At 41.0% G+C, this 19088-nt stretch carries 15 protein-coding genes; 3 read left to right on the top strand and 12 right to left on the bottom strand.

All coding sequences use genetic code 11. From position 1 onward, the window contains the following. Positions 1–300: 300 nt before the first annotated feature. From AAEO50_RS01000 to AAEO50_RS00990, 3 genes are all read left to right on the top strand, one after another. On the top strand, positions 301–1368 hold the full coding sequence (locus tag AAEO50_RS01000; protein WP_341979458.1) for a LysM peptidoglycan-binding domain-containing protein: 1068 nt from the start codon (positions 301–303) through the stop codon (positions 1366–1368). Positions 1369–1610: 242 nt separating this feature from the next. After that, positions 1611–2855, top strand: coding sequence for a glycosyltransferase (locus AAEO50_RS00995; protein ID WP_341979456.1), 1245 nt, complete (start codon positions 1611–1613; stop codon positions 2853–2855). Between the two features lie 62 nt (positions 2856–2917). Next, a complete protein-coding gene (locus AAEO50_RS00990) occupies positions 2918–3805 on the top strand; it encodes a helix-turn-helix domain-containing protein (protein ID WP_341979454.1) in 888 nt (295 codons plus the stop codon). 75 nt (positions 3806–3880) lie between these two features. On the opposite strand, the gene AAEO50_RS00985 is transcribed toward AAEO50_RS00990, so the two are convergent. The 12 genes from AAEO50_RS00985 to AAEO50_RS00930 all read right to left on the bottom strand — a co-directional run bounded on the left by AAEO50_RS00985 (position 3881) and on the right by AAEO50_RS00930 (position 19019). After that, entirely contained in the window at positions 3881–4981 is a 1101-nt protein-coding gene (locus tag AAEO50_RS00985; RefSeq protein ID WP_341979452.1) for a plasmid pRiA4b ORF-3 family protein, read from the bottom strand. Between the two features lie 418 nt (positions 4982–5399). Next, positions 5400–6269 carry a carbon-nitrogen hydrolase family protein gene (locus AAEO50_RS00980; protein ID WP_341979450.1) on the bottom strand — a complete coding sequence of 290 codons (870 nt, stop codon included), beginning with the start codon at positions 6267–6269 and terminating at the stop codon, positions 5400–5402. A gap of 57 nt (positions 6270–6326) precedes the next feature. Beyond that, positions 6327–7451 carry a glycerate kinase gene (locus tag AAEO50_RS00975; protein WP_341979448.1) on the bottom strand — a complete coding sequence of 375 codons (1125 nt, stop codon included), beginning with the start codon at positions 7449–7451 and terminating at the stop codon, positions 6327–6329. A gap of 17 nt (positions 7452–7468) precedes the next feature. Next, the gene (locus AAEO50_RS00970; protein WP_341979446.1) at positions 7469–9442 is read right to left on the bottom strand and encodes a BglG family transcription antiterminator; all 1974 of its coding nucleotides are present in this window, start codon (positions 9440–9442) and stop codon (positions 7469–7471) included. A gap of 56 nt (positions 9443–9498) precedes the next feature. Further along, a complete protein-coding gene (locus AAEO50_RS00965) occupies positions 9499–12147 on the bottom strand; it encodes a glycoside hydrolase family 38 C-terminal domain-containing protein (protein WP_341979444.1) in 2649 nt (882 codons plus the stop codon). Positions 12148–12247: 100 nt separating this feature from the next. Further along, positions 12248–13267 carry a PTS fructose transporter subunit IIC gene (locus tag AAEO50_RS00960; protein WP_341979442.1) on the bottom strand — a complete coding sequence of 340 codons (1020 nt, stop codon included), beginning with the start codon at positions 13265–13267 and terminating at the stop codon, positions 12248–12250. Positions 13268–13298: 31 nt separating this feature from the next. Beyond that, a complete protein-coding gene (locus AAEO50_RS00955) occupies positions 13299–13610 on the bottom strand; it encodes a PTS fructose transporter subunit IIB (protein WP_341979440.1) in 312 nt (103 codons plus the stop codon). Between the two features lie 22 nt (positions 13611–13632). Then, a complete protein-coding gene (locus AAEO50_RS00950) occupies positions 13633–14094 on the bottom strand; it encodes a PTS sugar transporter subunit IIA (RefSeq protein ID WP_341979487.1) in 462 nt (153 codons plus the stop codon). A gap of 431 nt (positions 14095–14525) precedes the next feature. After that, a complete protein-coding gene (locus tag AAEO50_RS00945) occupies positions 14526–15836 on the bottom strand; it encodes a (Fe-S)-binding protein (RefSeq protein WP_341979438.1) in 1311 nt (436 codons plus the stop codon). Then, positions 15829–17247, bottom strand: a complete 1419-nt coding sequence (locus AAEO50_RS00940; RefSeq protein ID WP_341979436.1) for an FAD-binding oxidoreductase — start codon at positions 17245–17247, stop codon at positions 15829–15831. Before AAEO50_RS00940 ends, AAEO50_RS00945 begins: the two co-directional genes overlap by 8 nt. After that, positions 17240–18124 (bottom strand): DUF6282 family protein, encoded by an 885-nt coding sequence (locus AAEO50_RS00935; protein WP_341979433.1) that lies wholly within the window; start codon positions 18122–18124, stop codon positions 17240–17242. The genes AAEO50_RS00940 and AAEO50_RS00935 overlap by 8 nt, the downstream gene beginning before the upstream one ends. Beyond that, the gene (locus tag AAEO50_RS00930) at positions 18096–19019 is read right to left on the bottom strand and encodes an alpha/beta hydrolase (protein WP_341979431.1); all 924 of its coding nucleotides are present in this window, start codon (positions 19017–19019) and stop codon (positions 18096–18098) included. The genes AAEO50_RS00935 and AAEO50_RS00930 overlap by 29 nt, the downstream gene beginning before the upstream one ends. Positions 19020–19088: the final 69 nt, after the last annotated feature.

Here is a 19088-nt window from a genome sequence, read left to right as displayed (position 1 = left end):
AAATTAATTTACTAATCACAATCTTTGTTATTATAAACTCCAATCTACCATCAGTAAACCTTTGCAGCAATTCAGGTACAGAAGGTTTCACCAATCTCGCCTTATAACACAAATTTATAGAGTTAGAGAACGAGTTATTAGTTGTCATTTCATCTCCGATTCCCTCTAAAAGTGGTCCCATATTTTGTCGAAAAATATTCTTCCCAACCGCTGTCCAAGGTAATTCCCAATCTAATGGAAAGTCATTATAATTAAATCAGGAATCACTTCCTATACTTATATTTTCGAAGGAGAATGAACATGGTCACGAAGAAAACATTAACAGCTTCTGTTTTGGCAACCTCTCTATTATTTTCAAGCAGCGCACTGATTCATCCAGGTTATTCGGTGGAAGCCGCTCAAGCAATCAATCATCAGCTGGAGTTGGACAAGTTTTCCTCTCATTATGCAGCCATCATACGTACGCTGGAAAGCTATACAAAAAAGATAGATGCTGCAAAGTCCGAAGATGAAATGATGGATCTCTACGCTGAATATATGGATTATTATGATGTAGCTCTAGAAAAAGAGGCTCCTGTCAATGCGTCTAACAGCGATATCGTGAAGCTGGATGAATATATTTATAATAGTCTAATAGAAGTATATAATTCTGAAATCGACACAATCGACTATTATAACGGTGACCTATCAGAGGAAGATTACAAGAAAGCCCTTAATAATATGGAAGACAGTGTAGCCCAGCAAGAGATCATGTTCAAGCAGACTGCAAACAGCTACCAATCCAAACACCGTATTACCTTTAGTAAAGATATGTACTACCTGTTGGGAGAAACCCCTCCAGCTAAACCAGCACAGACAAACACCTACAAAGTAAAGAGTGGCGACACCCTTTATTCCATTGCCAAGAAAAACAAGACAACAGTCAGCAGCCTGAAGAAATTGAACAACTTAAAGAGCGACCGCATTTATACAGGGCAAGTTTTGAAGGTTTCGGGTACTCCATCGACACCGTCCAAGGATGAGAGCAAAGCTCCTTCAAAAACAGTGTCCTATAAAGTAAAGAAAGGCGATACCCTTTATTCCATTGCAAAAAAACATAAAACGGACGTTACCACTCTGAAGAAGCTTAACAACCTGAAAAATGACAGGATATACGCTGGACAAACCTTGAAGGTGTCAGGCTCTGAAACCGTTCCTTCCACTAGCAAAGGTACGTCTCCATCCAATGTCTCGACCTATAAAGTAAAAAAAGGGGATACCCTTTATTCTATAGCCAAAAGATACAATACAACCGTGAGCAAGTTGAAGAAAGCAAATAACCTGATCAGTGATCGAATATATGTGGGAGAACTGTTGAAGGTTAAGTAATCTGAAAAGATAAATGTCTTTTCAATACTTACGTTCTATTAAAAAAAGAAAACCGACCATCGAAAACACCTGCCAAAGTAGCAGGTGTTTTTTCTCTGCAATAACAACCCCTTACAATACTGCATTTTGTCTTCCATCCAAGGAAACAATTCTCTCGTTTGACTGGCATAGAAAAGGTGTAAAAACCTGAAGAGTAAGAACTTAATTATTCATACCATTCTATTTATAAAGGAGAATATCCCTTGGCAGATAAAAAAATTCACAAACTATTCATTATCCTTTTATTCGGACTTATCGTTTCTATGCTATTAGTTGTCAGAAAGTACGCTCACGGCGGTGTGGACTATACTTTAGGAATCTATGGTTCAATCATGATTACATATCTACTTGGAAAAATGGTTCTCTCATTTCAGTACAAGACAAAAGCCGGAACGCCGCCTGATTTAAAAGTGTCAGTCGTCATCCCTTCATATAATGAGAAACCGAATGCCGTCATCAAGACAGTGGAGAGTATCCTGCAGCAGGACTACCCGGTTCATGAGATTTTCTTTGTGGACGATGGCAGTAAAGATACTTCGGGTTATGAAGCTATCCTGGACCTTAAAGAAAGCCGGAACATTGAGAAGTTGATTGTTCATCGACTGGAGAAAAATCAAGGAAAACGACATGCTCAAATATGGGCATTCAAGCAAGCGGCAGGAGACATCATTTTCACTGTCGATTCCGACGGTTATATATACCCCGACGCTACAAGAGAATTGTTGATACCGTTCCACGATCCGGAAGTTCAGGCGGTCACCGGTCATATCAATGCCAGGAACAGAACGGATAACTGGTTTACGAAGTTATTGGACATGCGGTATGAGAACGCCTTTCGAGTGGAGAGGGCTGCTCAATCCTTTACTGGGAACGTTCTTGTCTGCTCCGGTCCTATCAGCTGCTACAGACGTGATGTCATCATGGATAATATCGATGACTACGGCAATCAGACCTTCTTAGGGGAGCCTGTTCAATTTGGAGATGACCGCTGCTTAACAAACTATGCGATTCTAAAAGGAAAGACACTCTATCAATCAAAAGCTGTGTGTCTGACTGACGTGCCGGATACCGTCCGTCAATTTATTAAACAGCAGATTCGCTGGAACAAGTCTTTCTTCCGGGAGAGCCTGAATGCTTTAAAAGTAGGATTCAAGAAACCGAGAACCCTTATTTGGGTGTTATTAGAACTGTCTCTTTGGATCTTATTTGGATTTGTTATCTTATTCGCCTTTATTTTCAAGGCAAAAACGATCGGTTTACTGCTAATGTTCTATTATTTCATCTATATTTGTCTTTCAGCTTATGCAAGGAATATCTATTATATTTTTAAGCATCCAATCGTGTTCTTGATGGCCCCGTTATATGGCCTCATTCACTTAGGACTGCTATTCCCTTTACGGATGTACGCCCTTGCTACCCTTAAATCAAATGGATGGGGCACACGTTAATCCAGTCCTTTACTTTTTCTGTTAAACTATTTATATATAACCTTTGACAAGGAGACAGGAACATGGATTACTCAGCAATCGGCAAAAAGATAAAAGAATTGAGGAAGGTTATCGGACTTACACAAGGAGAGCTGGCAGAAGGAATTTGCACGCAGGCTCTTGTCAGCCGGATTGAAAAGGGAGACATCTATCCTAGTGCTGCGGCTTTGTACCAAATCGCCCTCAAATTAGGTGTGGATGTAAACTATTTCTTTGAAATCGGTACCACTCCCCGGCTTGATTATGTCTTAGAGGTGGAAAAACAGTTAAAGCATCTTAGAATCAACTTTAAATTCGAAGAAATCATGGAGCTGGTGAAGACGGAGGAAAGGAACCCGCTCTTCTATAAAGATAACGAAAAACTTCAGCTTCTATATTGGTACAAAGGAATCTATGCATTTGAGGTGAAAAAAAACGAAACGGATGCTTTTTCCATACTGAACGAAGCCTATCACCTGACTGCTCACCAGAAAAAAGCCATGACCGAAAGAGAGATGGAGATCCTATTGAGTATAGGGACGATTCATTCGTCGTTATATCATCATGACGAGGCCCTCCGCTATTATCATCAAATCGAATCCGCCCTGAAAGCGACTGAACAATTACACGACAAAACCATTAAACCACGTTTGTATTACAACATATCCAGAGTGTTGACTCGCACCGGCAGATATGAGGAGTCTACCGGCTATTGCATGAAAGCCCTTGACTGGTGCATAGAGGAGGAGCTCCTCTGGGGGCTCGGGGAACTGAATTATCAAATCGGGTATAATTTTGAGCTAGTGAACGAATATGAGAAGGCGATTCCTTATTTTCAGCGTTCCTTGCATATGTTCGAACTTCGTCATGATCAGAAAAATCTAGAGTTTCTTGAAGAGAAACTGGAGAGGCTAATGAGTCACACATTGTAATGGCTGGCTCATGGGGCTCAGTTCCCTTGATCACTACATACAAAAAGAACCAAGGGAACTCACCCTTGGTTCAACTCAGCTATTTCTCTTTAACATCCGATTAACATCCCTGATGTCAAATTCACCATATCCCTGCATTTTCCCCCACTCCTGCAAATCCTCCTGATCAGGATGGGAAGGGTCTTCGATAATAGCAAGAAACTCTTCATAACCCGGTTCTCCACCTACATCTTCCGGAGGGGCACTTCCTGCTCCGTCTTCACACACAGGATAGTTGAATGTGTAGTCATCAATGACACATTCAACTTCGATGGTATGCCGCCAATTGTCCCCAAAGTCGTAAGTATAAACGATTGCAGCCGGCAGGTAGTCCTTCACCTTAATTCCGGTTTCCATTTTCATCGGGATTCCCCCTTCATGGGAAAGGACTGCTTCATCACAGACCAGGTGCAGGCTTGGCCGGTCTTGCTGGATGGAACCATCTTCCTTCTTCTCATAAATGTCGAAGTTGTGGAGATGGCTGTCATGCCAGGAGAAAGCCGTCTGCAGGACTTCATGCAGCTGCGGAAACGTAATATTTGCAGGCACCGTAATCCGCCGCCAAACAGAATGCTGCCCGAGTTCCAGCGTGACTTTCAGCACCACGGCTTCCGTTTCGAAAACCGGACGACCGGCAAACTCCTCCAGATCCTTAAACATCTCTTCATTCGGATTGAAGTAATCGTTCTTCCCATCCCCGACCAGCAGCGAGCTTATCCACTTACTCATAGCAACTTGGATGATCTCGCCAGGATCCCAGAATTTCTCACCGAAATGAACCCATTCACACGCTTTATTCAACCTCGAAACCAGCTTCCGGTCCTTCGTTTTAGCAAAAGTGAAATCCGATGATGCCTGCAGATAATCCTCGATGATTTCTTCTTTAATCGATTCTGCCCGAAAAACTTCACGTATGGCTTTCTCAATCAAGGTCTCGATGTTCTTCTTCTCCTTCGCTTTCAAACCATAAAGGACAATGGCATAGCGATTCTTATCATTTACAAGCACAATGAATTTGTGCCTGCCGATTTTCAGCAGGTTCGCGTGCCAGGATAACAGCGGGTTTCCTTCTTCATTCGCTTGAACAGGGGAAGCCTTCAGTTCATCGAGAAGTTTCTTGGTACATTGGATCAGCATAGGGAGCCTCCTTTTTTTCGTAATCTGATAGTAGTTGTTTTGATTGTATCATAAGAGCTGAGTAAACCAGGAAGACAGAGAGTTAATGGCCCTTTTTAATGGGCCGAGCTTCATACATCAAATGGATTCCTGATGGTTTTGAAATCTATGAAGATCCCAACGGAAAAGTATATTTAAAGAAAAATACAACAGTTGTTTAGTGCTGAAAAAGCCTATCTCATTCTGATTAGAAGACTTAATTAAACGTTTGTTTAGAAAGGTATATGCGCTTAAGGACAATTCACTGACTATGGTGGAAACGAAGGTTATTCCAGAGGGAAATAACGTTTGCGTCAAAACGATGAGAGAACATTACTACAAAAAAAAACCAAGTTCATTAAAAAGAAACTTGGCTTTTCTGGAAAGAGCTAGTACCATATTAAGTCATTTTCCGATGACAATCTGCAAGACGTTCATACATTCCTGTTGTTAAATCTCTTAAAACAGGAAAATAAGGGCGGATTTTACCATGATGTTCAATGTCCACATCTCCGAGGGTAATACCCTCTCCTTCGTACGGAGCTTTACATATAAGTGGAGTGCCCGGGAGCTTGGTCTGTTTCTCCCCTGCTCCGATGATGCATCCACCACCCCAATACTCGGTTTCTCCTTCTATTCCTACCAGGTTGGTATATACGAAGTTAACTGTATTTTCCATTGCTCTTACTTTCACAATAGGTTCGAAGATGTCTTTTTCGAATGAAGGTGAGCCTGAAATCCCAACGATGATGTCTGCCCCTTTTAACGTGAGAAGGCGTGAGAGTTCAGGAAAGAAGATATCGTAACAGATAAGAACACCTATTTTCCCAATTTTTGTATCGAATACCGGGAGATCCTCACCCGATTTAAAATATCTTCTATCCGGAAATGCTCCTGGACCTGTTAAGTCTGTTGCATGGCCAGGAAGTGCGTTTTTTCTCCATTTACCTACGTAGCCCTCCGGACCAACCATGGCTGCCGCGTTGTACAGAACATGAGTCAGACCCAGTTCGGGCATCCCCAAAATAATATAAATATCAAGTTCAGCCGCAAGTTTTTCAAAAAAGCGGGTAGAATCTCCTCCTGGAATCGTTTCTGCTACTTCAAAAAAACGATCCCCGCAATTGTAGCCGGATAATGCAAGTTCGGGGAAAGCTACCAACTTAGCCCCATTTTCTGCAGCTTCTATTGTAAATTGTTTCATTTTTTCTCTGTTAGTGTTTTTATCTCCCGTTAATGGAGTAATTTGTCCAATAGCTATTTTTACCATTCAAACAATCTCCTTATTTAGTATTTTATAACTCTTCGGAATGTATCTTCTGCAAAGTCATCTTTTATCTAATTGAATCAGGCGAGCAACATTATAAGCAGTCTCATAGAGTAATTGCTTTGCATTTTCTATTGATTCATTTAGACTCATCGGTCTGTTTGATATCGAATGGCAACTAGTGAAATACTGGTATAGCTGTTGATAATTTTCTCCTAAAGCCCCTGAAATAAGAATCGTCTTTACACCATGGTTTTGGGCAATTTCAGCTACATGCACGGGGACTTTTCCATAAACAGATTGAAAATCACTTTTCCCTTCACCAGTGATTACCCAATCCGCGTGTTTAATATATTGATCAAGTTTCATCGCTTCAGCAACGATAGCAGCACCTGATTGAATTTCAGCGTTTAATGCCAATAATCCAAAGCCCAATCCACCGGCAGCTCCCGACCCCGGAATTTCCCTGATTTTCTGTCCTATCTCATTTTCTATAAGGTTAGCAAAGTGACTTATACCTTGATCAACCTCTGCTAGTTTATGTTCAGGTATTCCTTTTTGCGGACCAAAAACGTAAGTGGCTCCATCCTTACCACATAGTTGAGTCTTTACATCACTTGCAATAATAATTTTAGATTGGTAAACCTCTGGAATGATACCGGAAAGGTCGATTTTAGAAATCTCATTTACATTCCCTCCTCCAAGCGGCACTGGATTTCCACTGATGTCGAAGAATTTACCACCCAAAGCCTGCAGCATACCCTGTCCACCATCATTTGTTGCACTCCCCCCAAGGCCGACAATAATCTTCCGATACCCGTTACTTATCGCATGCTTCATTAGCTCGCCGACGCCATAAGTTGATGCCTTCATAGGGTTTCGTTGAGAAATAACCTGCATTCCAGCAACCTTCGCCATTTCAATGATTACAGTTTGGTTATCACCCAATACACCGTAACCGCTCATAATCTTCTTGCCAAATGGATCTTCCGCTTCGACTTCTACAGTCCTTCCATTCGCAGCATAGACAAGAGCTTCTACTGTTCCCTCTCCGCCATCCGCCATAGGTAAGATATCAATTTCGGCTTCTGGAATGTGGGCTGATAGTCCGTCACTGATGCTCTTGCCCACTTCCGGTCCAGAGAGACACTCTTTGAACGAATCTGGCGCTACAACAATTCTCATAATCAATCTCCTATTTATTATTTAATTTTCTCCAACTTAGCCATGATTTCCGAAAAGCTCAACATATTACATAATTCGGCCACGAGCTTCTTGTCTTGGACGATGTTCCATAGACGAGTAAAAAGAGGACTGAACTCTTCTTTATCTTTTTCATTCAATGCAAGTAATAATACAAATTGAACTGAATGTTCCCCCCACTTCACCGGTTTCTCCAATATTCCGATTGCAATACATGAATCCAGTGCATTCTGATTGATTGGATGGGGAATTGCGACCAAGTTTCCAATCGAAGTTGGTGATATCTTCTCACGTTCAATACAAGATTCAACATAATCTGCAGTTACAAATCCTTTGGTATATAAAGAATTTGCTAAACTTGTAATAATGTCGACGGGATCATCGTATTTCAGTTTCGGGAAAAATATATCCTCGGAAAATAGGTTCTGTAATTTCTCACGAGATTTTTCTTTATTATCGTTTAAATAAGTACTTGTTATATACTCATTAACTTTGTCGACATCTTGTTGATTCATTAATGGGTTGATTGTAAGAACGGGGATTGAATTTCCCTCTACTGGGACCGTACTTAAAATCAAATCTATTTCTTCGTTCTCCATGTTTTTCAAGGAGTAAGAAGGATACGTGCCGACGATCGTCAATCCCGGAAACTTACTTTCAATACTTGCAGCTAATAGTTTCGCAGTCCCCATTCCTGATGCACAAACCACAGCCACTTTTCTGATTTCCCGTTTTTTTCTGGTCTTACTTCTTTCGAGTGCAGCCTCTAAGTGAACAGCGATATAACCGATTTCATCTTCATTTATCGAAATATCGTTATTATTTTGAATGACTTCAGAGGCAGCTATGGCCAGTTCAAAGGAAAAGGGATAGCTTTTCTTTATCTCTTGCAGCATAGGATTATGAAGATTCATTTTATATCTTAAGCGATTCATTGCAGACCTTAAATGCAGACCCAACCCATAAATGAGCTCTTTGTCATCTTCCAATTCCAGTCGATATACCTGTTCGATTTCAGCTAATATATCAATTACCAATTGATAATTTTCAATACCAATCATTTCAATGAAATCTTCCCTGGAAAAACCGCTGTCATGAAATCGTTTGGCACCAAGTAAGTGAATCGTGATATAGGCAATCTCTTCTTTTGGAATTTCTATGAAAAAAGCTTCTTCTAAAGAAGTTACTATATGCGATGCAACATAGTACTCTTTTTGATCTTTTATATGATTCATTTCTAAAGGGTCAAGCTGAATGCTTTTTCCCTTCTTAATACGTTGAATTCCTATTGCAATGTGCATGATTAAATTATTTAGCGGCAATTCTGCAATATCGAAAGACAAATGCCTGATATGCTGCCTGGTAATAGCTTTGATGAAATCAGTATCTATCCCCTTTACAAGGGAGTGATTATGCTGACTGGTTTGTTGTGATTGTTCGTTCTTGAATTCGGCCATACAGGCTGATAAACAAAACCGTATATTCATCTCATTTCCAAGAAGTTTAATTCCGTAATTAGTCTTCTTAAACAGAGAAACATCAAATTTACTTAATATTTTTTCAACCTGTTTCAAATCGTTATCCACTGTCGACTTGCTCACAAACAACTCATTAGCTAAGCGTTCAATCGTGATGAAGTCGTCAGCCATAATGATTTTTTTCAGAATAAACAGCGTTCTTTCTTCAGGTAAAATCGGAAGATCATTGCTGGAATCTTCATGGAGTTGGAAGACTTCCTGAATCAACTCCTTGATTTCACTATCTGGTTGCGGGTTAAGAAAATAACCGACTCCTCTCTGAGCCTCGATCTTCACCCCGATTTTCTTAAATTCTTGATTAAGAAGAATCATATCATTTCTTACTGTACGGGATGTAACCCCTAAAAGTTTAGATAAGTAATCGCTGGTTATTGGCTCATTGTTATCGAGTAATTCAGTTATGATTTTCTTAACACGGTTATTTATTAAAGCCATTGAGATACCTCCTTTCCTGAATGACATTAGTAACCCAACTTAACGTACCCTTTAAATCACCTTGTTAATTTGAAATTAAGAATTTCATTACTGGTAATGTTCTTGATTTCTATAATACCTTTACTAATACTCATTCTTTCATTTGTATTCACAATTGGCTTTTCATTTAAGTCGACCAGTTCAACTTTATTGAAGAACTGCGTGTCGAATGATGCCTTAGCAGAAGACATTTCCTGATTAGTCGCATTATAAATTCTCACAATGACATTTTCATCATCTTCACTTTTTTTCACTGCACTAATGGCCATGTTTTCTTCATACAGTTGGAAGAAGCTATTTTGGTCACTATGTCTAGGGACGCCATCAGCCGAATGACTATTCACTTGGACAGCAAATGCAGGCGTGATGTATTCATTGGACTTCATGGCAACATATGCATCCATTTCGTTTCCCTTATGCGGAATGATCGAGTACTCCATTTCATGCTTTCCTAATAAACTACTATCTGGTGTTTCAACATGCAGACCTGATCTTCTTCCTGGTCTGTATACTAAATCCTGTTTCCCCATATAATCCGTACCACAAAGCAAAGTTAAAGCGATTACAGGTTCTTCACCGTTAAGGATCTCATATTGGGGAAGACCTTTATTAAGAATAGAAATCCCTCTCTTATCATCTGATACATCTACAAATTTTTGTTGTGGATAGATCGGAAAATACTTTTCTTCCCAGTGATCACGTTCCCAATACTCGACTTGTGGTAAGTAGTTCTCCCGGCAAATCGTACCAAACTGTTGGTCAGCCACGTGAGTTTTGGACTTTATTCCAGTATTGAAAAGTGCTCGAATTCTATGATTTTTAACAGTATTATGAATCACCGTCTTTATATCAATGCGATCTTCATGCCGGTTCACTTTTACAAACGTTTCAATCGTCATGATTTCCTGTTCTTTTGAACGTTTATTAACATCGGTATTCACTGGTACATCAATAGTATGGACAATCTTTACTTCAGCGAAAAGAGGACCATTGTGAACGACTGAAATGTCGGGTGAAGAATTTTTCGTCGTGATAATTACATCTTCCCTGGGTGGAGAAAAATCATACTCATCCCCAGCGTTTCCACTTTCCTCTAATACATTCAAATGATCGTATACTGTATCTGTGGAGTAATCCTTAACCGTTAACGAACCATTACTCTCAATCTTAGCTTCAAAATATTCATTTATGAAAACACCCTCTTGGAAAACCAGTTCAGATTCTTTATTGGAGTGTGTTTCATTCTCTTTTATATAATAAGTTTTGTAACCGAGCCCTTCAATCTCTGCAAAAAACATTATTTTAATGGTCCAGACAAACTGATCTTCATTTTTGACACCAATCTCAATTCTCTTGTCATTCAAGTTTTCCTGCTTTGTTTCAACTACTTGGTAAGGGATTACATTACCCTCAGTATCTGTGATAATAAAATGTTCACTCTTAAGCTGGATGGTTGTTTCAACTATATTATCTCTCATATGTCCCAATGTATTAAACACCAGTAAAGGAATACCTTTATCATAATCGAATTTGACTTGATTGATTAATTCCGTCAACGCTTCACTTTGGACAGTCTCAGCTATTTGTTCCGCGAATTGATAACGCATTTCCATTTCTCTATGAGTCTCATCTTTACACACATTACAAATTGAATCATGAGCATGGTTTTGAAGCGTGTATTTCCATCCTTGATTAATTATTTTATTATCGTAAGAATTACCAAGCAGCATAGACATTGAATTGATTGGTTCCAAGTACTTTTCATATAAATTTTGCACTTCAAAGTTCACTTTTTTCAGGTCGAGTCTCGTTGATGCAATGCTGACATGCACTCTCATGTTTTTTCCTTTTCTAAATTCACCGCTTAAGGACTCCAGTTTATCCGCTTCATTTCTAACGTTATCAAAATAATCCATTAGCTTGCTTATCTCAAAGGAGTAGTCAGCGCCTTGACCTGAATAATGACGATTTAACTCATCCATAATTTCCGGCAGCTCTTTAATTGCACTTCGTTGATCGAAGCCGCACATTAATAACATGTTTGGGGATGTTGTCATTTTTTCTAATTCATTTATATTTTCTTCAATTACCTTTACATTCTCTTCAAGATTACTGGAGAGCATTCTCGCGTTTCCATATCCTAAAGGCAGATGAGTAGTAAGCACCTTAGAACCATCTGGCCCATTCCAATAGAAATCTGTTTTTTCCGTTTCTTCCTCTGTAATCCCGCGCCAAAACAATGCACTTTTAATCCCAAATCCATTCAGAACTTGTGGAATCTGTGCAGCTTGCCCAAATGAATCAGGAAGATAGCCTATTTGCATAGCAGTTCCATATTCATTTGATATCTGTTGACCAATCAATAAGTTTCTTATCAAGGATTCTCCGCTGGGGATAAACTCATCCGGCTGTATATACCAAGGACCTATTAGCAGGCGGCCTTCTTGAACCAGTTTCGAAATTGCTTCTCTTTTATCTGGTTTGACCTCCAGATAATCCTCCAGCACAATTGTTTGCCCATCTAACATGAAAGAAGAATAAGCTGGGGTTGATTGTAATAATTCTATTAATTCATCCATAAATCGCACAAGCCTAACTCGATATTGCTGATAGGTTTGATGCCACTCCCTGTCCCAATGTGTATGTGAAATAACATGAAATTTCATTTCATTACCTCCATTGCTTTATTAATATGGTCTATATATGGAAGAAGAGGGAACTATTAATTAGATCCCTCCCAGTTGTTGACGATATGTGTTTTCCGTTTTACACTTCTTCTGTTATGGGAAGCTCTTCCTCAACTTTCTTCTTTAACAGTGCTGCTGTTATAGCTGTTACAATGATACCAACAGCAAATGCAATAACGAACATGATTGGTTTAACGAAGAATGGTACTACAAACACTCCGCCGCTTGGAATTGGAGCTTCTGCACCTAATGCCAATGCTAGTGCGCCACCCACCGCTGAACCGATTACGATTGAAGGAATAACGCGGAGTGGATCACTAACCGCAAATGGTATCGCACCTTCTGTAATACCTGTTGCCCCCATAAAGGTTGTAGGCAAAGCACTTTGGCGCTCAGCCAACGTGAATTTCTTAGGTGCAATTCTTGTTGCCAGAGCTAATCCGATTGGCGGTGTCATGATTCCAATCCAGCAAGCAGCCATAGGATAGTAGATTTCTTGATTAAGCATACCTACACAGAATGCAAAGGCCACTTTATTAACAGGACCTCCCATATCAAATGCCATCATAGCTCCGATAATAAGTCCCAGTAAAAGCATGTTGCCTCCGCTTAGAGATTTCAACCAGTCTTCCAAACCGCTTGATAGAGCAGCAATAGGCTGTCCAATAAAGTACATCAGTAAAGCCACTGCCCCTGCACCAAGCAAAGGAATGACAATAATAGGTTTCAATTGAACCAAATATCTGTGCATCGGCAAACTCTTAAGGGCGTTAACAATATACCCCGCAAGGAAACCTGCCACAATTCCTCCCAAAAACCCTGCACCTATCTCGTTGGCAATGAGTCCTCCTACCATCCCCGGAGCAATACCTGGACGGTCAGAAATGGAGTATGCCATATAAGCAGCCATCACAGGAACCATTAATGAGAAAATAAGAACACCGGTTTCAACAGTCTTTTTGGCGAATCCAGCCTCTTGTTCTCCTCCGCCCATCAATAAGCCAATCGTGAGAATCAAACCTCCTGCCACCACAAATGGCAGCATATATGAAACACCTGTCATAAGATGCGTTTTTGCTTCTTCTAAAACCTTCTTCATAAACGTTCACCCCTTAACCTAATTGAGATAACTACTTATTTGCCAGCTCGATTGCCTTATCAATTAATCCTGGAGCATTCTTCACTGCCTCAGCTACTGAAACTTTAATCTGTGGAATGTTATTGAAGCGCTCAGATTTTGCAATAGCTGTATCCACAGCAAGGATAAGTACATCTGCCTCAGCTACTTCTTTGTCTTTAATTTTGTTTTCAATGCCCATTGCTCCTTGCTTTTCCACTTTAATTTTGACACCTGATTTTTTAGCCGAAGCCTCCAGAGCTGCTGCTGCCATATGAGTATGTGCTACACCTGCAGGACATGCCGTAATTGCAATAATGTTCATATTTTATCTCTCCCTTAATAGATTAGTTATTTTTTTCTGTCATACTATCAGCTAATAATTTTAAAACATCTTCTTTAGCTGTGACACTCATCAAATCATCTCTAAAATCTTCATCCATCAAATTCCCGGATAATCTGGAAAGTAGTTGCAAATGGGTTGACCCACCCTCAGTGTCCGGTACAGCAAGCATGATGACAAATGAAACGTCAGCATCATCCATTGCTTTCCAATCTACTCCATTTTTCAGTTTACCTATGACGATACTGGCACGATTGACAGTATTACTTTTGCAGTGTGGAATCGCTATACCATTCCCAAACCCAGTCGTGAATTGCTGTTCTCTTTCTAATACACCATGTGTAAAAACTGACTTCGAATCAATCCGACCTTGTTCTTCAAGTAAGGAAGCCATCTGTTGAATAACTCCAAGTTGATCTGAAGCATCCAGTTCAAGGTCAATCAATCCTTCGTTTATCATTGCCATCAATTCCAAAGTTTCACCCTCTATCTCCTCGTAGTATAAAAACCTGATAACCCGGATTTCCTATTGCGTTAAAATACCGAGCAAGAATGTCTATTTACTGTTTTCATTATAAGATTCATACAATTAAATTAAAATTTATCAATTTTCCTAAACTCAAAGGAAACGTTTACAAACATGTTAATTGTTATGTTAAGTAATTGGGTTTTTTGTTAGCAACGCCAAAAGGCGAATCCGGCCGGCAGCAAAAAGGCCAAGCTCTTTTGAATAAAGAGCTTGGCTTTTTTATCTGTACCCAATATCTGTTCCTTGCTGCGTTAATGTATTAAATGCGGAAAAGGATCAGTTTAACTTGGCAATCTATTTCAAATAGTTCTATATTGGGAGGGCTGGAACTTCTTCTTTCAATATAAGTCGCCAGGCCGCCTCCTCTATCATTCAACCTTAATCCCACACGCTCTAGCCAATAGTTCAACAAGATGGATAGACTCAGGCTGCCCCTCCCCGTAGGTGTTGATTCCATGTGACATCTGAATTAAACACCCAGGATTTGATGTCACCACAATATCCGGCTCGATCACGTTAACTTCCGTCATCTTACTGCCAAGGATCTTCATGGACTCTTCATATTGTTGGATGTTGTACACACCACCGGAGGCACAGCATGAATGTTTACTTGGTAACTCCATATATTTGATGCCGGGAATTTGCCGTATGAGTTTTTCAGGATAAGCCCCTGCCTTTTGTACATTGTTAAGATGACAAGACGGCTGATAGGTAACGACTGCATCCAGTCTTTCTTGAAACGGCAGCGATTCAAGAGAGCATAGTACTTCCGAGATGTCCTTAATCTTTCCGCTGAAGGCCTTTGCTTTCGCTTTCCATTCTTTTGCTTCTGTGAAAAGATGGTCGTATTCTTGAAGGATCGCTCCGCATCCACCTGCATTGGTGATGATGGTGTCTACTTCATACTCTTCAAACGCCAGAAGGTTTTCTTTTGCCAGCTTTTTTGTTTGCTCCGTTTGTCCTTGATGAGCATGAAGGGCGCCGCAGCAGTTTTGCTCTTTAGGAACATATACATCACAGCCGGATAGACGGAGTAGTTCCAATGTATAGTAGTTCACATGATAAAACACGGCATCATTGATGCATCCAAGGAACAATGCGACCGTTCTGACTGCTTTTTCTGTTTTGGCCGGATATCGTTTCCCTCGTTCAATCTGATACTTTTTAGAAGGGACCCGGGGCAGCGCTTTTTCAAACGCCCCAATATCTTTCACTGCTATTTCCGGCAGATTTACTGATCTGGCTACTTTCTGAAGACCGCTTTTCTGATAAAAGTAGTACAGATCGCTTGATCGTTTCATTGACTTGGGTTTCATGAACAATTGATTCAATGCAAAATCTTTAAATCGGTTATTCCCTTTCCCTCGGACTTCCATGTCATGAATCGTTTCCTTCGCATGCTCCAATATCGATCCATAAGGGACATTAACCGGGCAGGCTACTTCACAAGCTCGGCAGCCGAGACAAAGGTCGATCGGTTCCTTTAAATCTTCCAGAATATCGATTTTCCCCTCTGCAGCCATTTTGACCAGGTTGATCCGCCCCCTCGGCGAAGCACTCTCGGTTTCCATGGAAGCATAGGTAGGACAAGCTGGAAGGCAATAGCCGCACTGGATACATTGACTGACCTCATCATACGTTTTCTTATGAAGGGCCTCGATTGTTTCTGTGTTACTCATTTTGCGTAAGCACCACCTTTGTCTGCCCTTTCTGAGGAAACATCTTGCCGGGGTTTAAAATATTATGAGGGTCCCAGGCTTGTTTGATCATCTTCATTAAATCCAATGCAGGACCCAGTTCGCTCCTCATATAGGGTGCCTTTAATATGCCGATCCCATGTTCTCCGGAAAGGGTTCCTCCCAAATCAATCGCCGCCTGAAAAATTTCTCCAACAGCGCTTTCCGCTCTTTTCATTTCTTCTATATTTCTTTTATCAGTAATGATGTTCGGATGCAGGTTTCCATCCCCGGCATGTCCGAAGACGACTAGATTCAAATCGTATTTCACACGTATTTGATGAAGCCTCTCAATCATTTCCGGAATCTTGCTTCTTGGGACTGTCGCATCTTCAGAGATCTTCGTTGGCCCTAATTGGGTGATCGCCGGTGATACCATCTTCCGGGCTTTCCATATCTTCACCCGTTCTTCTTCCGACTTGGCTACCTTCACAACCGCACCCGGGAAAGATCGACAGATGTCTGAACACTTATCGATTTCTTCATTTACAGAGGCCTCATGCCCGTCAACCTCTATGATGACAATTGCTTCTGCCCCAATCGGCAGACCTGAAGGCTGATAATGCTCCACCGCCTCAATGCAATATTTATCCATGAGTTCCATCGCAGCTGGCAAAACCCCAGCTGACAAAATATTCGTGATCGCCCTTCCCGAATCCACCACACTTTGGAACGAGGCGAGCAATGTCATTTTATGAGCAGGTTTGGGAATGAGACGCAGCGTGATTTCTGTGACTACTCCGAGCAATCCCTCTGAACCGACGATCAGCCTGGTCAGATCAAACCCAGTCACATTCTTGACTGTTTTACCGCCAGTACGGACAATCTCCCCCATTGGGGTAACCAATTCCAAACCGATGACATATTCCTTTGTGGTTCCGTACTTTAACCCTTTTGGCCCGCTCGAGTTCTCAAGGATATTCCCTCCGATGGTAGACACATGTGAACTGCTTGGGTCCGGGGGATAAAATAGTCCTTCTTCCTCTGCTTTGTCATGGATAGACGCTGTAATGACACTAGGCGTCACAATCGCCAGCATATTTTCTTTATCGATCGATATCGCTTTGGGATATTGAGACATATCAAGAACGATCCCACCCATTGTCGGAAGCGGCCCCCCGCTCAGGGAAGTAGCAGAACCTCTGGGATAAACAGGAATACGGTATGTGTTGGCGATGGTCACGATCTTACTGATTTCTTCCTTTGATTGCGGCTGAAGGACTACATCAGGTAAATATTCGCCAAATGAAGCATCAAAGCTGAACGAATACAATTCACTCTTTTTTACCAGTATCCGATTTTCCTGAACGACTTCCCTTAGTTCATTCAGAATCTGTTCACTGATCTTATTCATGCTTATCAACACCTAATAATGATCTCGGATTTTCTTGCACCATCTTTCTTATCTGCCCTTCACTTACGCCATGGAACATAAGCTCTTCAATGAATCGGCTCAAAGCGTGTACAGGGGGTTCATGGTGAGGCTGACCGTAATCAGTTACTAAAATACATGACTCATGCCCGATCATTTCTATCGTTTCTGCCATTTCGGCTGTGCTCAGATCATGAAAATCAGTGCTGCATGCCAGAAAACACTTCTCGATCATGCACCCCAGGGAGGCGAAATACTGCTGGTCTTGAAGCGGAATCTTTGATATTCCCATGTCAGCGTGCTGGATGATGATCTTTTCTATACCTGTTTCTTTGGCTGCCCTGACAATTTTATGCTGTTCAGCTAATGACAAGTGCCCTGTCGCCAGTACTGCGTCATAATCTTTGATCATTTGCAAGATGACAGCTACTTCATCCAGCAGTTTTCCATCTTTTTCAATCGAAACGGTAGCCTCGGATAAAAGGGGATTCCCATTAAAGAGCTTCGTATCTTTTCTGCTAAAATAATGTTGGTGCTGCCCGGCGGAAAGGGTAGGAAACCACACAACCTTCCCACCCATTTTCAATGCCGTTTCCACAGCGTAGGGATTCATTCCCCCGACATGCTGGTTCAGCACAATTCCTCCAAATGCCTTTGGAGATGTTTCCTTTTCATTTAACAAAAAAGCCCGTTCGACGGTTGAGGATTCATGACTCTTTAAGACGATGCCGCCCATCTTCGCCTTCTTCGCATCTTCTAAGAGCTCCCAATCCGTCTGCTTCCGATTGAAAATGCTCGGTGCACTATGAACGTGGCATTCGTATGCCCCTTCAAGTAAGGGATGAAACGGACTTTTCATGTGTACCACCTTTAAATGCGTCTTGTAAGAACTCACCTAATGCATCATTCAATCGAATAAACTCAGCATGATCGCCAAACATGAAATCATTATGCTTTCCTTCTATCCAGTAGAACGTTTTAGGTGACCCTGCTTTTTGATAAAGGGAAACAGATTCAGACTTCGGATGCAATAAATTTTCTTTCCCGTGACCGATGAATAAAGGAACAGGAGAAACATCCCCGACCACATTTTCTGCATTGGTCTCTAAAATGGAATCTGTAAACAACAGTTGTGTTTCATGTCCAAATCCGTATACTGATGCCAATTCATTTTCCACGTAATCTTTCGTTGATGGATCAAGCGGGTAATGGAGGAAAGTATCCGCAAATTGTGAACGCCCAGTTGCCGCCCTTACTTTACGATCCTCTTCCAAAGTCTTTTCAATTTCGACAAATTCAACATACGAATGAATCGATTTCAACCATCTCTCTCCATGGTAGAAGCCATTCAAGCCTGCTACTGCACTCACTCTTTTATCCTTGGCTGCTGCGTGAATGACGTTGCAAGCCCCCATGCCCCAGCCTATCAGACCGATTTTCGTGTGATCTACATTGTCATGACCCGTTATGTAGCTAATCGCGTGCTGGATGTCACGAACTTGTTCATCTAAAACGACTCTTCCTTTTTCTCCTTCGCTGTCGGCAAATCCACGATAATCAAATCCAAAGCACAAATACCCCTTCTCCGTTAACTTTTCTGCAAAGAGCTTTGGATAAAATTCATTAAAGCCCTGGTAACCGGAATTAATGATGATTGCAGGATATTGTTTATTCTCATTAAATTTTTCAGGATAATAATAACTTCCTTTCAACTTCAACCCATCACTGAAGAATTCCACTTTTTTCTCTAGCATGCCGCTCACCTCTTATTAAGTATAGTCTACCTACAAATGAAAACGCTTTATTTAAACTTGTAATACAAG

It is taken from the genome of Rossellomorea oryzaecorticis (assembly GCF_038405515.1).
Classification (GTDB): domain Bacteria; phylum Bacillota; class Bacilli; order Bacillales; family Bacillaceae_B; genus Rossellomorea; species Rossellomorea oryzaecorticis_A.
This window is presented reverse-complemented; position numbering and strand designations above follow the sequence as displayed.

Coding starts and splice junctions, on each gene's coding strand:
- AAEO50_RS00975 (WP_341979448.1), bottom strand. CDS start 7,451: ATGAGAATTGTTGTAGCGCCAGATTCGTTCAAAGAGTGTCTCTCTGGA.
- AAEO50_RS00945 (WP_341979438.1), bottom strand. CDS start 15,836: ATGAGTAACACAGAAACAATCGAGGCCCTTCATAAGAAAACGTATGAT.
- AAEO50_RS00985 (WP_341979452.1), bottom strand. CDS start 4,981: ATGCTGATCCAATGTACCAAGAAACTTCTCGATGAACTGAAGGCTTCC.
- AAEO50_RS00970 (WP_341979446.1), bottom strand. CDS start 9,442: ATGGCTTTAATAAATAACCGTGTTAAGAAAATCATAACTGAATTACTC.
- AAEO50_RS01000 (WP_341979458.1), top strand. CDS start 301: ATGGTCACGAAGAAAACATTAACAGCTTCTGTTTTGGCAACCTCTCTA.
- AAEO50_RS00980 (WP_341979450.1), bottom strand. CDS start 6,269: ATGGTAAAAATAGCTATTGGACAAATTACTCCATTAACGGGAGATAAA.
- AAEO50_RS00960 (WP_341979442.1), bottom strand. CDS start 13,267: ATGAAGAAGGTTTTAGAAGAAGCAAAAACGCATCTTATGACAGGTGTT.
- AAEO50_RS00940 (WP_341979436.1), bottom strand. CDS start 17,247: ATGAATAAGATCAGTGAACAGATTCTGAATGAACTAAGGGAAGTCGTT.
- AAEO50_RS00990 (WP_341979454.1), top strand. CDS start 2,918: ATGGATTACTCAGCAATCGGCAAAAAGATAAAAGAATTGAGGAAGGTT.
- AAEO50_RS00950 (WP_341979487.1), bottom strand. CDS start 14,094: ATGGCAATGATAAACGAAGGATTGATTGACCTTGAACTGGATGCTTCA.
- AAEO50_RS00935 (WP_341979433.1), bottom strand. CDS start 18,124: ATGAAAAGTCCGTTTCATCCCTTACTTGAAGGGGCATACGAATGCCAC.
- AAEO50_RS00965 (WP_341979444.1), bottom strand. CDS start 12,147: ATGAAATTTCATGTTATTTCACATACACATTGGGACAGGGAGTGGCAT.
- AAEO50_RS00930 (WP_341979431.1), bottom strand. CDS start 19,019: ATGCTAGAGAAAAAAGTGGAATTCTTCAGTGATGGGTTGAAGTTGAAA.
- AAEO50_RS00955 (WP_341979440.1), bottom strand. CDS start 13,610: ATGAACATTATTGCAATTACGGCATGTCCTGCAGGTGTAGCACATACT.